This is a genomic window from Lacticaseibacillus saniviri JCM 17471 = DSM 24301 (assembly GCF_001311785.1).
GTDB classification, from domain to species: Bacteria; Bacillota; Bacilli; order Lactobacillales; family Lactobacillaceae; genus Lacticaseibacillus; species Lacticaseibacillus saniviri.
Window position 1 is genome coordinate 29,795 of record NZ_BBBX01000014.1, and the last position, 16,816, is coordinate 46,610.

The following is a 16,816-nucleotide window of genomic DNA, read 5'->3' on the forward strand; positions in this document are numbered from 1 at the left end:
AACCATTTTTGAACATGCTTCATTCTAAATCTAGCGCTAATCATTCACCTACGGCTAAGGTCCGATTATGCGACCTAATTAAAGACTTTGTGCAGCGCCTCGGCAACACTCGTCACCCCAATGACTTGGATGTCTTTTGGAATGTCATCGTAACCATGTAAGTTATTCTTTGGCACGAAGATGCGCTTGAAGCCCAACTTAGCAGCTTCCTTGATGCGATCTTCAATCCGATTGACCCGGCGCACTTCACCGGTCAAACCAATTTCACCCACAAATGAATCGGTCGGTGAAATCTCTTGGTCACGATAGGAAGAAGCAATCGCAACAGCCATGGCGAGGTCAATCGCGGGTTCATCGAGTTTCACCCCACCGGTGGCTTTGAGATACGCATCTTGATTCTGTAACATCAAGCTGGCCCGCTTCTCGAGCACCGCCATAATCAGGCTAACTCGATTGTGATCCAGCCCGCTACTGGTGCGCTTGGCGTTCCCATACATGGTTGGTGAAATCAGTGCCTGAATTTCAACCAGAATCGGCCGCGTCCCTTCCATCGAGACCACCACCGCCGAACCTGTGGCACCCGCTAATCGTTCCTCTAAGAAAATCTCGGATGGATTTGCGACTTCCTCGAGCCCCGCTTGATGCATTTCGAAGATACCGATTTCGTTCGTTGAGCCGAATCGATTCTTAACCGAACGCAGAATACGGTAGGTGTGATGCATGTCTCCTTCAAAGTACAGCACGGTATCCACCATGTGTTCGAGAATCTTTGGTCCCGCAATTGCGCCGTCCTTGGTGACGTGACCCACGATAAAGATCGTAATCTGATTGGACTTAGCAATCCGCATCAGTTCCGCGGTCACTTCACGAATCTGCGCCACAGAACCCACCGCTGAGTTCATATCGGGCACATTCATCGTCTGCACCGAATCAATAATCACGTAATCAGGTGTGAGGTCATCGATGGCCTGTTGAATACTTGGCATATCCGTTTCAGGATACAGATACATGCCAGAATCGCCGACATGCAATCGGCCCGCGCGCATCTTGATTTGACTGGCACTTTCTTCCCCGGAGACATACAACACCTTGCCACCGGTTTGAGCGAGTTGCCCTGAAACCTGTAGCAGCAGTGTGGATTTCCCGATACCGGGATCGCCACCGATCAGAATTAATGACCCAGGCACAACCCCGCCACCCAAGACGCGGTTGAGTTCGTTGAGTTTGGTCTTAACCCGTGTTTCTTTGGTAATGGTCACGTCGGTCAGCTTTTGTGGTTGCACCTTGGCACCAGCGGTTGTTGTCCGTGGTGTGGCTGCGACCTTAGCTGCCGTAATCGTTTCTTCGACCAGTGTGTTCCACGCACCACAATTTGGGCAGCGCCCTAAATAGCTCGCGGAGATGTAGCCACAGTTTTGGCAGACATATTGTGTTTTACTTTTCGCCATTGGTCCCCCTTAACGCGATGTTTACTTGCCTGTCGAACCAAAGCCGCTCTTGCGCACTTGGTCCAACGCAGAATCGTTATCGGCCTTTAAGAATGGCATAAAAATGCCTTGGCCGATACGTTCGCCTTTTCGAATAATCATATCTTTGGGGCTGAGATTCACCAATTGGAAAAATCTCACCCTCGTTATCGTCGTTGTTATAATAATCTGCATCCACAATGCCAATCCCATTGGGCAGAATCAAACCTCGCTTCAATGGATTGCTCGAGCGGTTAGCCAACACCAGCATTTCATCTGGTTGCATATACGCCTTCACACCAGTTGGCACCAATTGTGGTTTCAGCGTCTTACTAGCGCGCTTAAAATCACTTTCAGTCAGTGGATGTTCATTCTTGATGAGCCGGAATAACCGAATAAAGTTGTAACGCCAAACACTTTTGAGCACGAAATCCTCCCGTGCATAAAATCATAACCCGCCGCCTGTTTGGTTTGGCGTGTGGGCAATGTGATGTCTTGTTCCTTGTACGTCGAGACCACTTCAAAACCGCGAATTGCCATGCTTGCCCTCCTTATTTATGGTACAGATAATCATACCACGGAAACCGTTTGCCGACCATGCTCAGAGCTTTACTTGTAAGCGTTTTTAGGGTTAAATATATTCAAAGCTGTGCCAACCGATAGCTTTGCCCATTCATCGCCAATACTGTTAGACTGAAGATATCAACTTTGAGGAGGCCAATATGGAATTTTTATCAGAACCAGGACGTTTCTATCTCGAAAATCCCGAACATCAACTACTCGCCGAAATCACCTTCCAATCAATCGCTGATGACACCGCCTATAGCATCGATCACACCTTTGTTGACGAGAGCTTGCGCGGGCAAGGTATCGCCGCGCAATTGGTCGATGCCGTCGTCCAAAAAGCCCGTGCGGAACACAAAATGATCCAGCCACTGTGCACTTATGCCGTGCATTCCTTCGAGACGCACCCCGAGTACGCCGATATTTGGCGTAAAGGAAGCGGTCTCTCTTAAAATTTCGCCATAAACCCGTTTTTCGTTCGGAAATTAGGTATAATAAAATTAATTTGAGGAAAAGGATGCGTGACTTGTGGCAATGGATCAAAATGAGCTCAAAAAGACTGCAGCAATTAAAGCAGCAGAATTCGTTGAAGACGGCATGATCGTCGGCTTAGGCACTGGCTCAACCGTAACTTTTTGGTTGAAGCAATCGCCAAGCGTGTACAAGAAGAAGGGTTACATATCACAGGTGTTGCGACCAGCAAGCGAACAGGCAAGCAGGCCAAGTCTCTGGGTATCCCGATGAAGACAATCGACGAGGTGCCACATGTCGATCTCACTATCGATGGTGCTGATGAAGTCGACAAGAACTTCCAAGGAATCAAGGGCGGCGGTGCTGCTCATGCCTTTGAGAAGGTTGTTGCAACAAGTTCAACCAAGAATATTTGGATTGTGGATGAAACCAAATTGGTCGACACACTGGGCAAGTTCCCACTGCCACTTGAAGTGATTCCTTATGGGAGTACCAAAGTATTCGATCGACTCCAGAACGAAGGGCTCAATCCTAAGTTCCGCTTAAATGATGACGGCGAACGTGTGAAAACACATTCCGATAATTACGTCATCGACTTGTACATGGGGCACATTGACCATCCACATCTGTTAGCCAACTGGTTAATCAGTCAAGTTGGTTTGCTCGAACACGGACTTTTCCTCGACATCGTTAATACCGTGGTCGTAGGCACACAAGACGGGCCTAAGATTCTGGAAGCAAAAAGAGCGTGACAAAAGGCGGTTAAAACATGAGGATTAGCAATATCTTTGGCAGAAGCCGGTTTGTGGGTTCGCCAAAGATGAGCTAACCGGAGTGTTTTGCCTTTTGGAACGCGTTTAGAGCGTGACAAGTCCCGCTTAACAATCGAGTACTAGCGCTAAAATGCGGTTTATGCAATTGGCGCTAGTTTTTGTTAGGCGGAACAGGCAGTGTGGGTGAGCACGTTTAGAGCACGTGTCTAATCAATCTCATGCATCAAAACAAAGGCCTGAGCCGACCCAATTGGGTTAGCTCAGGCCTTTTTGTTTTGGCTAGCTTTCGAGCACCATGCTCGTCGCGTGCACGCCCACCATACCATCTACGACGGCAACAGTTTGTCCACTCAGGAAATCACGATAATCGCCATCCGCAAGTGCAACCGGCACATTGGCCGCCTGCCCCATCACCGGAAAAATCCCAATCAACGCATGATCGTCACGCGTGTAGCTCACGACCAACACATCATCATGGCCAGCACTTGTCAGCTGATAATCATCCGCCTCACGCAGTGGATGCCGTAACAAAGGTTGCAGTGTCTGTAAGTACGTCGTGAGATCCACCTCTGGCGTTGTCGCCAACGTATCTTTGGTAAAGAGACTCGGTGTGTGACGCAAGCCGAATTCCTCGCCCGCATATAACAAGGTGGTCCCTCGTTCAAAATAACTGAAGGCTAACCACGCCTTGAGCTGCGCGATATTTTCAATTTGGCCGTGCGCCCGTTCTTGATCATGATTCTCTAAGAAACGTAACTTGGCATAATTAGCAGGAAACGCAACATCCTGGTGCGTCAAGGCAGCCACGTAATCGCGCAACGGTGCCTTGCCGTTAATCACATCTTGCCACAGCCCATACACATCATAGTCGTAACTGATGTCAAAGGCGTTGAAGATTTCACCATCACTCGCCGCAAAGTAGCCCTGGTGCCGCAATTCAGCGATGAAGTCATCACCGGCAGATTCAGCCAGCCACAGAAAATCAGGTTTGACCTGTGCCACAGCGTCACGAGCAGCTTCCCAAAATGCGGTGGGTACCAGCGGCGCCACATCACAGCGATAACCGTCCACAAACTGTGCCCAGTAGGTCAGCGTGTCGATCTGGTACGCCCATAAGTCGTGTTGGCGATAATCGAGATCGGCCACATCGGACCAATCGCCGACCTTGTTGCGCAATGAACCATCCGCATTCTGATAGAACCATTCCGGATGACTGGTTGCGAGAACACTGTCAGGACTGGTGTGATTGTAGACAACATCGAGCATCACCTTCATCCCCTGCGCGTGAATCGCATCAACTAGGTGTTCAAAGTCCGCCATGCTCCCATACTCGGGATTAATTGCGCGATAGTCTTTAATCGCATAGGGTGAGCCCAAATCGCCCTTGCGCTTGGTGACCCCAATGGGATGGATGGGCAAAAGCCAAACATAATCCGTGCCGAGTGCCTTAATGCGAGGCAAATCAGCCTCGAGTGCTTGGAATGTACCAGCTTTTGTGTGATTCCGTACAAAGACGGAATAGATCAATTGTTGCCGCACCGCCAGTTTTGTTGTCGTTGCCATACTAACATCCTCTTCTAGTTATTTTGGTCGTTAAATGCCTTTTCAATGGCCTTCAAATCGACATCTGCTGTGGATGGGAAAATCAAATCAGCGTCTTTCAGAATCGTCTTGTCGCCAATACCGACTGAGAATTGGCCGGCCGCATTGATCCCAGCGATTCCTGCTGAGGCGTCTTCCAACCCCACGACTTCACTGTTATCAAACTGCAACAGCTCCGCAGCGCGTTCAAAGATTTCGGGATCGGGCTTGCCCTTCTTCAACAAGGAAGGATCGACAATCCCGTCAAAACTTGTGGTCAAGCCTAAACGGTCAATAATCGTTGGCGCATTCTTAGAAGCAGAAGCAATCGATGCCCTATAACCCGCTTCATGCAATGCTTTTAAGAAATCCTTCATCCCAGGCAAGATGTCTTTTGGGGTCATGTTCTTGATCAATTTCAGATAATAATCATTTTTTCAGAGGCCATCACCGCTTTTTCTGTGTCCGTATAGCGGTTCTCCTTGTGGCCAAACTTTAAAATTGTTTCTAATGAATCCATGCGGGATAAGCCCTTCAACTGCTCATTGACGGACTCATTAATGGTAATCCCCGCTTCTTCTTGAGCAACGTGCTTCCACGCTTCATAGTGGTAACGCGCGGTATCGGTGATCACACCATCGAGATCGAATACAAAACCTTTTAACACAATAATTCCTCCTCTGCTTAGGTAACTACGGTGAGTGTTCGGTTTGAAACCGGATTCGCACCCACTCACATTCTACACATTACCAGCAGTTTTGCCTATGCTTCGACTTCCAAACGAACGGGTTTGTCATTGACCAGAACGGTGATCGGCTCACCCGCGACCAATTTGATTGTCGTGGTGTCGGCCACATCGATGGCCAACACCCGGCCACGATAGTTCATCTTAAACGCGTAGTGCGTCCACGTCGAAGGCAAGAAGGGTTTGAAGGATAATTGTGTGTCGTTATAGCGCATGCCAGCGAATCCTTGAACGATGGCTAACCAGCTGCCACTCATCGACGTGATGTGCAAGCCATCGTCGGTATCGTTGTTGTAGTTGTCGAGATCAAGCCGGGCCGTTCGTGCATAGAGTTCAACCGCTTTGTCCACTTTACCCAGTTCCGCAGCCAAAATCGCATGGATGGAGGCCGACAGCGAGGATTCATGCACCGTCATCGGTTCATAGAAATCAAAGTTGGCTTCTTTTTGCGCCATGGTGAAGCGATTGTTCAGGAAGTAGATGCCCTGTAACACATCCGCTTGCTTGATGAATGGTGAGCGCAAGATACGATCCCATGACCAGTGCTGGTTGATTGGCCGCTGATCAGCGGGAATGGAAGCGGCTGGCCGCAAATCCTTATCGAGGAAAGTATCGTGCTGAACGAAAATACCGCGCTTCTCATCGGTTGGGAAATACATCCGATCGATGATATCTTGCCAATGCGCCTGTTCGTCATCGCTGACGGCCAATTTGGCAAGCACAGCCCCATTGGCCTTTGGTAACCGCTCGAGGGTGTACTCGAGCACCCAACTCGCCATGGTATTGGTGTACCAGTTGTTGTTGACGTTGTTCTCATATTCATTGGGGCCGGTGACACCATGAATCATGTACTTACCGGCATTTTGACTGAAGTGCACTCGATCGGCCCAGAAGCGCGCAATCGCAACCAACACCTCAATACCGTCTGTATTGACGTAGGTGTCATCACCCGTATAAGCCGTGTATTGATAAATCGCAAATGCAATCGCGGCGTTCCGGTGAATTTCTTCAAAGGTGATTTCCCATTCGTTGTGGGCTTCAATCCCATTGAAGGTCACCATGGGGTACAGAGCGCCCGCAAGGTTCTGCTGCTGTGCGTTGTGGAAAGCACCGGGTAATTGGTCATGGCGATACTGTAACAGCGCATGTGTCACCTCAGGCTTGGTGACGGCCAGATACATCGGCACAATGTAGGCCTCGGTATCCCAATAAGTCGCGCCACCGTATTTTTCACCAGTAAACCCCTTTGGTCCGACGTTTAAGCGCGGATCATCACCATAATAGGTCATGAACAACTGACTGATGTTGAAGCGAATGCCCTGTTGTGCCGCGTCATCGCCATCAATCACGACATCGCTGGTCGCCCACCGATCGGCCCAGATAGCGGTCTGCTGATTCAGCAACTCGTCAAATCCGGCGGCAACAACGCCGTCCAATAATTGACTCACGCGCTCCACTTGATGTTCTGGTTCAATATCGCGACTGGTAACCACGACGACACTCTTGACCAAATCACTGTGTTCACCCGCATCGAGGCGTGTTGTCACTGTTTCATTCAGCGTACCACTAGCCGTTGTGAGAACGCCCTCACGTCTTGGCCATTGAGTTGCAGGTGTTGCGCCAAGGTCACAGTGAATTGAGGTACCTTGAACGGATTAGGAATGGTTTCCATGGTGATGCTGTGCGCCACGGGATTCTCTTCCAGCGCCTGCCAGAACTGTTCATCATAGTTGCTGTCCTCATTAACCACATTACCATCGAGGCTCGCATCAAATTGAATGTCGGCGTGACCCTCAAGGACATCAACGGAGACCTTAAACAGTGCCGCTTCTTGCACCGCATTGCTCAAAAAGCGTTCAAAGGTGAATTTGATGGCGGCATCGTGGCCATGATAGACGTAACTACGAGTCAACAATCCCTGGTGCATATCGAGTGCTAAGTAGAAGTCCGTGAATTTGCTGGTGGCCAGATCAATCTTCTCGCCATTCACAGTGATGCCGATGTGATTGAACGCTGGTGCATTGATGGCCTTGCCGAAATATTCCGGATAACCGTTCTTCCACCATCCCACACGGGTCTTGTCTGGAAACCAAACACCGCCCAGATAAGTCCCCTGAAGTGTGTCGCCTGAGTAACCTTCTTCAAAGTTGCCCCGCATGCCCATGTAGCCATTACCGATGGCGGTGATACTTTCTTGGAGTCGCTTGTTCTCGACATCCAGTTCGTGTGTTTTCACAATCCAGGGATCGATTTCAAAAATTCGTTTCATGATCCGTCTGCCTCTCTCTCATTTAATCCAAATAGCGGTTTCATTTCTGATTTAAAAAAAGAACCTGCGCCACTCGCACAGCACAGGTCCTTCGCTGGAGCAAATTCTTAACCCTTATCAGCACCTGCAGTAATCCCGTTAACATAGAACCGTTGCATGATGATGAATAAGACAGTGATTGGGATCGCGATGATCACACACCCGCAATGAATTGCGTGAAGAATGTGGTCGATGCGCCTTTTGAACTGTGCACCATATTGTACAAACCATACGCGATGGTGTAGGTCTTGGGATTCCCTGAAGATGACAGGATAATACCTGAGAAGATAAAGTCAATCCAAGGACCCATGAAGGCCATCAATGCCGTGTAGACAATCATTGGCCGAGACATGGGTAACCCAATGTGGATAAAGGATTGGAACTTGGTTGCCCCATCGATTTCGGCCGCTTCATCGAGCGCGACGGGAATGGTGTCAAAGAATCCTTTGGCGATGTAGAAACCGAGTCCAGCACCCCCGACATAGACCAGAGTTAAGCCGGCCAGGTTCAACATATTGAATGACTTCAGGATGTAGTACAAGGCGATCATCGACATGAAGCCGGGAAACATCCCCAACACAAGGGCAATCTGTAAGAATGGCTTTCTGAAGGCGAACCGTAACCGAGACAGCGCATAAGCCACCGTGATGGTCACGAAGGTCGACAGAATCATTGAAACGATGGAAACCAGGAATGTATTGCGAATCCAATCCAGGAATGGATACTGTGGATTGTTCAAAATGCCGGTGTAGTTACTGAGTGTGAATTGTTCGGGCCAAATCGTTGAAACGAAACCGGTATCGTTATAGGAGAAGCTGGCAAGAATAATCCAAACGATTGGAAACAGCCAGATAACGGCTAGTAACGTGAGAAGCAGGTAACGCAAGACTAACGATAGGCGCCGTTTTGCATGATATGAGTTCATAGGTTAGCCCTCCTTGAATGCATTGGTCCGCCGATATGCGAAAAGTGAGAATGTGGCACTGATGATAAAGATCAAAATCCCTAAGACAGCGGATGCGTTATAACGCTGTGTTTGACCGAATACCAAGTTGTACAACCATGTCACTAACAGATCGGTGTCACCGGCACCATTGTAGTTATTGTTCATCGGCATCCCACCAGTCAGCAGGAAGATCACGTTGAAGTTATTGATGTTACCGATAAACTGCTGAATCAATGATGGTGCCATCACAAACAGGATTTGGGGGAATGTGATTGAACGGAAAATTTGGAAAGCATTGGCGCCATCCAAGCGCGCCGCTTCAATCTGATCCTCTGGTAAATTCTGAATAATCGCGGTGGAGACCAACATGGAGACGGGAATCCCGATCCACATATTGACGACTATAACGGTAATCCGTGCGATGAGCGGACTCGCCGACGCACCGATAAAGTTAATCGGATGACTGATTAAACCGATGTTCATTAACAAGCCGTTCAGTGGCCCTTGCAGATCCAAGAATTGCGCCATCATCAGTAAGGAAACGAATTGTGGTACCGCAAAGACGATAACGAATAAGGTCCGCCAAACGCCCTTGAACTTGATCCCATTTGATTCAATCAGCATGGCGAGCAACACCCCAAAGAAGAAGGTGGTTGCTGTTGCCATCACCGCCCAGACCAAGGTCCAAGCGAGAACTGGGAAGAAAGTCCCTGCCAAATCCCCGGAGAGCACGTTACCAAAGGCCTTAAAGCCAGTCCAAGAAAATGCGATCGCGTGTTTCGAGTCATAGTTGGTGAACGCCATTGAGATCATGTACAACGTTGGTAAAACCGTGAATAACACGATTAACGCGATTGGCAAGGTCATCAATGTTGCGTGCAGATTCTCATTTAAGAGTGACTTCAATTCTTCGCTATTGCTCATCATGTGCAGGCCGTCACGCTTCTCGACGTACAACTTGCGGTTGACCCGCAGATTGGTGTAGTACAAACCGATAAATGCGACAATCAGGATCAATGCGAAGACCCCAAAGAGCAAGATAACAACGGAATCACTGGGTTGTTGGGTAACATAAATGCCTTGCGCCTTGTCAAAGACAACTTTCTTGGCCTTGATGGGACCAAGTGAAGCAAACATGCCCAGCGCGCCGACACCACTCATCGCCATCCAAGCGATGAAAACAATCTCTGCGATTAAGTAGGCAAAACCCTTAACCCACTGCTTATTCTTAATTGCTGATGCACCCATTACGAAGAAGCTTAGCTTGTTAGCAGCATCACCTTTTGACCAAACTTCTCGAAACGTTGCCGCAGGAGTGTGTTTAACTTTTTTCTTGAACATAACTGTCTCCTTCTAAGCGAAAAGGTTGAGCAGGCCGCCCAACCTTTTCCAGTTCATTGTGATTAGTTTTCCTTTGATACAGCCTTAACGAAGGTGTCCAACTTGGTGGTGTATTGATCAGGTTTGATTGAACCAGTGTAAGCACCGTTTATAAGTGGTGCAGCTTGGTTCCAGAACACGTTCATTTGTGGCATCTTAGGCATCAAAGTGGAGTGGTCAGACTTGGACATGGTGTTAACAGCGACAGCAACTGCATCACTTGTGACAGCGTTACTCTTTTGAGCCTTCTTGTTAACAGGAATTTGACCTTCGCCCTTGTAGATGATTAATTGTGATTGTTCGTTAGTGATGAATTGGGCCAATGTTTGTGCAGCCTTTTGGTTCTTCGTTGGGGTCTTTGCATTCACTGCGAATGCTTCAATCCCTAAGAAGCTTGCATTTGAACTTGCTTGCCATTGATAGTGATTGTTGGATATGGTGCAACCGCGAAGTTGTCGCCCAGAACCTTCTTCAAGTTAGAAGCGTTCCAAGGACCATCGAGAATGGCACTTGCCTTACCAGACTTCAATTGGTTTAACGCATTAGTTGTCTGCATCACGCCCTTGTTACTCTTTTGAGCAGCGAACCACTTCATGGCGTCGACACCCTTAGTGCTGTTGATGTTTGTACCCTTCAAGTCTTCACCGGTACTCCCGTAAAGTTGCGTCCCAGCAGAGAAGAAGACAGGATAAGCCACATAAGCATTGGTAAAGTCAGTTGCCACAACACCCTTTGAAGTTAATGTATCCCATGACTTCACATCTTCAGCGCTCAGCTTAGACTTGTTGTAATAAAGTGTTTGTGCTTGTTGCGCAAATGGGAAGGCATAGAGTTGCTTCTTCCATTGAACGCCCTTCACAGCAGCGGCAACACTTTCATTCTTCACGGTCTTGGTGGCATCTGGTGACAATGGATTGATGTAACCAGCATCTGCCATTTGACCCAATTGATCGTTAGGCACTTCGAAGACATCCGCAGCCTTTGATGGATCCTTGGCAACATCAGTCTTGGCGTTAGCTGAACCGTTAGGACTTTGTTGGACCTTAACCTTCACATCAGGATATTTCTTGTTAAAGTTCTTAGCGATTGTCTTGTAGTATGGCACTTGTTGGGTATCAACCCACAAGGTCACGTCTCCTGACACACCCTTTGAGGATGATGTGCTCGATGATGAATCTGAACTATTGGACCCGCAGGCAGCGAGCAATGTGATCGCAACCAATGAGGTGCTTCCCATGAGAATCTTCTTCCATAACTTCATAACAATAATTCCTCCTTATAAAATCTGTGATATAAGACCAACTGAATCGCTGTGTGGTAGCAAGTCGCCCTCGCTACCTTACATATTTCATTATGCGGATATGAAAACGGTTTATCAATATCATTTCCGTTGTTACCGGTACCAAAACAAAACAGCCCCTAAACACGGTGAATCCGCGCCACTCTGGGCAAACAAAAAGCATGACACTCGATTGTTTCGAGGCCATGCTTTTGTTTGGCTTGTTACGAGTAACAAATGAAGAGCGCGACAAAAGGCGGTTAAAACATGAGGATTAGCAATATCTTTGGCAGAAACCGGTTTGTGGGTTCGCCAAAGATGAGCTAACCGGAGTGTTTTGCCTTTTGGAGCGCGTTTATGCGACCACCATCACATAGCCATTTGGTTGCAGAATGTGGCTGACATAGTTTTGGCTCTGATCAAACGCCGGTAGATCCAATGAAATCATCTCTGCTGTCGGATTGAAGTAACCCACGATGGTCTCTTCACCTGTGCGCGTCACCTTGAGTAGGCCATCAACGGTTTCAAATTGAATCTCACCGCGACTCAATGTATGGGCATGGTCGGTTCGAAATTGCACCAACTTTTGGGTCTGTTGCCAAGCAGCGGCACCCTTTTGACTCCAGTCCATTGGTTTGCGATCGTCGGGATCGTTCTCACCGTCCATCCCCATCTCGGTCCCATAATAAATACATGGGCTACCCGGTTGAAGGAACGTGAAAGCAATCGTCTGGAACATCAGCGCCTTGTTATCGTGTGCCAGTGTCAGCAATCGCGGTGTGTCGTGCGAATCCAGCATATTGAGCATCACTTGATTAGTCTGGTCGCGATATTTCATCAATTGATCCGTCAATAAGCCGGTGAAATCACGCGTGGACAATGCATGTTTCAGGTAATAGTCTTCAATCAGCTGCGTATAGGCGTAGTTCATCACGCCGGAGAATTCATCCCCGTTCAACCAAGTCTGCGAGCTGTGCCAGATTTCACCCAAGATATAAAAATCGGGTTTGATGGCCAAGCAAGCATCCGCGAATTCTTTCCAGAAGCGGTGATCGATTTCGTTAGCCACATCGAGCCGCCAAGCATCGATATCAAATTGTTTGATCCAGTAAGTGGCAATTTCTAATAAGAATGCCTTCACTTCAGGATTGGCGGTATTAAGCTTAGGCATCCCTTCACCAAACGCGAATGTATCAAACTGAGGATCACCCTCACCGTTGATTGGATTGCGGTACGGCGTGACTGGGAACTCTTGAATGTGGAACCAATCTGCAAAGCGCGAGTCTTGCCCATGTTTAATCACATCTTGCCACTGCAGGCTATTATTTCCCAGGTGATTGAAGACGGCATCCAGCATCACCTTGATGCCCCGTTTGTGCGCTTCTTCAATGACCTGTGCAAACAGCGCCTTGTCACCGAAGTCCGGGTCAATTTCAAAATAATCCAGTGTGTCGTACTTGTGATTGGATTGTGCCTTGAACAGCGGATTGAAATAAATGCCGTTCACGCCCAACTCAACCAGGTCATCCATGTGGTCGAGCACGCCTTGCAGGTCGCCGCCATAATACGCATCACGGCTTGGATGATCGCTCGGATTCCATGGGAGCGTGCCAACAGGGTCATTGCTGGTGTCACCATTAGCGAAACGCTCAGGAAATATCTGATACCAAACTGTATCTTTGACCCAATCCGGAGTCTTCACCCGATCGATTTCGTGAAAATACGGTAACTTGAAATAATTACCGAGTGACTGCCGCTCCTCTTCTGTATCGGGGCGCAACCCACGATCACCATATAGATAGGTATCGCCATTGTGATCAGTCACGCTGAACAGATACTGAATCCGCCGATAAGGCACGGTAACTTCAGCACCCCAATGCGTGTGGACTTGGCCTTCACCCAAAATAGTGAGTGCCTGTTCCTGATATGCGAAGCGATATGCCCCATCAGCGGTGGGTTCTGACCAGTAAGGATCGGCGTAAAGGACGGTTACCTTGGCGATATCGTCGCGCTTAGTGTGTAACCGCAAGCGTAGGTGGTCTGGCGTGTATAAGAAAGCATCTTCACTCTCTGGGCGATGCGTAATTGCTGCTAATTCCATGGGATTAATCCATCCTTTCGATGACACACCCCGCATAAGCTGACAAGGTGAGTTGATTATCATTGATTTCGTGTTGACCGGCCGTTAAGGTTGCCCGATAATGGCCCGTTGGTAAGGTAATGGTACTTGTGGTCGCCGATAAGTTGACCGCCACAATCATGGTCTGCTTATCGAGATGGCGCTGGTAGACATAACTCGAGTCGTCGGTATCCAGCAAGTAATAGTCACCCTCAGTGAAAACAGGTAACTTTTTGAGCGCAATCAAGTTCTGATAAAAGCGCAACAAGCTATTGGCGTTTTGCTGTTCGGTTTCGACATTGATGGTCGCGTCGAATGCGCCATCCACCCAAGGCGTCCCAGTCGTAAACCCAGCATGGGCGCTCTCATCCCACTGCATCCCGCCACGAGCTGGCAGTTTGTGGGTTTGACTCAACATGTGTAACGCATCCGCTTCACTGTAGCCGGCAACTTGCGCCTGCTGTGCAAAATCTGTGGCCGCTTGGTCGTTGAACTGATCAATTTGACTGAACTGCAGATTTTGCATGCCGAGCTCTTCACCGTAATAAATGATGGGAATGCCGCGTTGCAGATACATCATCATCGCCAAGCTTTTGGCTTGCACGTCATGCGCTTTACCAGCGGTCACATATCGTGTTGCCACCCGGGCCATATCGTGGTTATTCCAATAAAGTGTCGGTTTGCTGACTGCAGCCAGTGTTTGCTGCCAAACCACTTGCGTCTGCTTAAAGGCTGTGACATCCAATGGCTTTGGTTGAAATTGACCTGAAATAGCAGGATCAAGATGGGACTCATCCTCCGTGAAGTAGCGGAACGTAATCACACTATCCATCAGCTGATTGGCTTTTTCTGTGTAGGTGACAGCCAAATTAACGTTGGCGCTCGCCGCCTCCCCGAGCAGAAATGCATGTGGAAACTGTTGCTTGATGCGCTGGCTGAATGGTTGTAACCAAGTTTTGACATTTGGCAAATTAGCAAAGAACGGTTCAGCCACAACGGGGGCTTGCTGTCCGGCCGCAAGGGGATAATTTTGTCGCAAATCCGCTTTGGCGACATGGATGAATGCGTCGAGTCGCAAGCCATCGATACCCTTGGCCAACCAAAACTCGGCAATATCTCCCATCGCATGCCGCACCTCAGGATTTTGCCAGTTCAAGTCAGGCATACGTTTATCAAATAGGTGGAAATAAGACGCACCCGTTCCAGCGGGATCATCCGCCCAGACCGACCCGCCGAAGAAGCTGCCCCAATTATTGGGCTTTTGGCCATCATGTCCGGCGAACATGTAGTAGTCACGATAGATACTATCTGGATTCTTTGCTGCGTCTAAGAACCATGGGTGTTGGTCAGAAGTGTGATTCAAAACAAAGTCCAAAATCAGTTTGATGCCGGCCTTGTGGAATGCCTTAATGAGCGCCTCCATATCGTCCATAGTGCCCAAGGTCGGCTCAATCGCAAAATAATTGGCCACATCGTAACCGTTATCAATTTGTGGTGACACAAAAATTGGATTGAGCCATACCGCATTGATACCCAGTTGTTGTAAATATGGAATGCGTTGAATAATCCCCTGCAAGTCCCCAATCCCATCACCATTTGAATCCTGGAATGACTTGGGATAAATCTGATAAATAATGGCTTTGTCATACCATTCTGCCATGCCAACTCCCCCTTTATGCGCAATCGATGCAATCACGAATTTTATCCTGATTTCAGCTTATGGGGTTTTTATCAAAAGCACAACCACGCAATAGCTGTTATCGGTAACAAAAAGAGTGCGAACCTACACGGTTTGGCTGTGAGCACTAACGAAGCTAGCGCATGAATTGCGGGATATGCAATTAGCGCTAGTAAGTTAGGCGGAACAGGCAGTGTTGGTGAGCACGTTTAGAGTGCGGCAATCCCAGTTTAGCAATATCTTTGCTAGAAATCGGGTTGTGAGTTCAGCAAAGATGAGCTAACCGGAATGTTTTTCCTTTTGGATCACGTTTATGTGGCGACAATCCCAACGCAAAAAGACCAGCAACATCCCGCGATGTTACTGGTCTTTTGTTTGCTCAATTATTGCCGCATCGTACCGCGAATCATCAGCTCAGGTGGAATTAATTTCTCTCCCTGAGGCGCACCGTTTTGATCAATCTTGCGCAACAACATTTCTGCCGCTAACTGTCCCATGTCCTGCACGGGTTGGCGGACCGTGCTCAACTTGGGATTGGTCACTTGGTCGAGAAAGACCCCGTCAAACCCAATAATGCCAAAATCAGTCGGAATATTAGCATTTTGCGCCTGTAGCCCACGAATCACGCCCAGCGCCATGCGGTCACTTGCCACGATGAATGCCGTATTGGTCGCAAATTGCCGCCAATGATCACGAATGAATTGCTCCGTTTCGTGACTGTGATTTCCCATGCGATAAATCTGCGGCAATTTTTGATGCTTCTGCAAGGTATTGATGTATCCTGCCTCTCGCGAATATTCGAAGGGCTCTTTGACGTCGATGCCGAGGAACACAATCGACTGATAATTCTTCGCAATGGCGTATTCTGTTGCCAATGTGGTTCCCTGTTGTTGTCCGTATCAACGAAGTCATAGCCGTTGCGGTTCTCACCAAAAATCACAACTGGCTTCTCCAGACGATCAATCCACTCATAGTCTTCATAGCGTGCACCCGTGATGATATAACCATCGCTGCCACCCAAATCAAAATTATTTTGGTCACCAATTGCAGCGCATACTGTTTCTTATCCAATCCGGAAGCGATTCCAAATAAAAGGTTCATATAATAGGGCTCAACGGTATCAATGTCCTCCAAGATGAAAAACTTGATCACTTGTGTTCGGTTGTTGGCTAACGCCTTGGCCGCCACATTGGGCCGATAATCCAATTGTCTCATGGCGGTGAACACCAGTTGTTTGAGCTCATCTGTGACTTGTTCAGGATGATTGATCACTCGTGATACCGTCATTTTTGATACATTTGCCTGCTTTGCGACATCGCCTAGCGTTACCATAATTTGCCTCGCTTATCTCATGATTCGTATATTCGTCTATCTTTTTAAATGTAGCACAACGATTTCACCTAGACCAGTTGCTCGACAGATTTTTACCGTGTGTGAGGTTGAATCTATTGCTGGATATGCTACACTGATTAATGTTATTAAAATACCATGAATCTTTAATTAAAG

The 16,816-nt window shown here is 48.2% G+C and carries 6 protein-coding genes and 7 pseudogenes; 2 read left to right on the plus strand and 11 right to left on the minus strand.

Translation table 11 applies throughout. The features are described 5' to 3' along the window. Window positions 1-74: 74 nt before the first annotated feature. Window positions 75-1,448, minus strand: a complete 1,374-nt coding sequence (gene radA, locus JCM17471_RS08060) for a DNA repair protein RadA (RefSeq protein WP_054777478.1) — start codon at window positions 1,446-1,448, stop codon at window positions 75-77. A gap of 21 nt (window positions 1,449-1,469) precedes the next feature. Next, window positions 1,470-2,006, minus strand: a pseudogene (locus JCM17471_RS08065) (dCTP deaminase/dUTPase family protein). A 182-nt stretch (window positions 2,007-2,188) separates the two neighbouring features. Here JCM17471_RS08065 and JCM17471_RS08070 point away from each other — a divergent pair. Both JCM17471_RS08070 and rpiA read left to right on the plus strand, forming a co-directional pair. Next, entirely contained in the window at window positions 2,189-2,482 is a 294-nt protein-coding gene (locus tag JCM17471_RS08070; protein WP_054777479.1) for a GNAT family N-acetyltransferase, read from the plus strand. Window positions 2,483-2,564: 82 nt separating this feature from the next. Continuing rightward, window positions 2,565-3,253 (plus strand): annotated as a pseudogene (rpiA, locus tag JCM17471_RS08075) (ribose-5-phosphate isomerase RpiA). Window positions 3,254-3,553: 300 nt separating this feature from the next. On the opposite strand, the gene JCM17471_RS08080 reads toward rpiA, so the two are convergent. From JCM17471_RS08080 to JCM17471_RS08120, 9 genes and pseudogenes are all read right to left on the minus strand, one after another. Continuing rightward, a complete protein-coding gene (locus JCM17471_RS08080) occupies window positions 3,554-4,837 on the minus strand; it encodes an alpha-amylase family glycosyl hydrolase (RefSeq protein WP_054777480.1) in 1,284 nt (427 codons plus the stop codon). A gap of 14 nt (window positions 4,838-4,851) precedes the next feature. After that, window positions 4,852-5,522 (minus strand): annotated as a pseudogene (pgmB, locus tag JCM17471_RS08085) (beta-phosphoglucomutase). Window positions 5,523-5,617: 95 nt separating this feature from the next. Next, window positions 5,618-7,869 (minus strand): annotated as a pseudogene (locus JCM17471_RS08090) (glycoside hydrolase family 65 protein). A 107-nt stretch (window positions 7,870-7,976) separates the two neighbouring features. Next, window positions 7,977-8,833, minus strand: a pseudogene (locus tag JCM17471_RS08095) (sugar ABC transporter permease). A 3-nt stretch (window positions 8,834-8,836) separates the two neighbouring features. Further along, entirely contained in the window at window positions 8,837-10,195 is a 1,359-nt protein-coding gene (locus JCM17471_RS08100) for a carbohydrate ABC transporter permease (protein WP_054777481.1), read from the minus strand. Between the two features lie 62 nt (window positions 10,196-10,257). Next, window positions 10,258-11,495, minus strand: a pseudogene (locus JCM17471_RS08105) (extracellular solute-binding protein). A 373-nt stretch (window positions 11,496-11,868) separates the two neighbouring features. Continuing rightward, window positions 11,869-13,614, minus strand: coding sequence for a glycoside hydrolase family 13 protein (locus JCM17471_RS08110; protein ID WP_054777482.1), 1,746 nt, complete (start codon window positions 13,612-13,614; stop codon window positions 11,869-11,871). Window positions 13,615-13,618: 4 nt separating this feature from the next. After that, window positions 13,619-15,292: a glycoside hydrolase family 13 protein gene (locus JCM17471_RS08115; protein ID WP_054777483.1), complete on the minus strand. Its 1,674-nt coding sequence runs from the start codon at window positions 15,290-15,292 to the stop codon at window positions 13,619-13,621. 401 nt (window positions 15,293-15,693) lie between these two features. Then, window positions 15,694-16,642, minus strand: a pseudogene (locus JCM17471_RS08120) (LacI family DNA-binding transcriptional regulator). Between the last annotated feature and the right edge of the window lie 174 nt (window positions 16,643-16,816).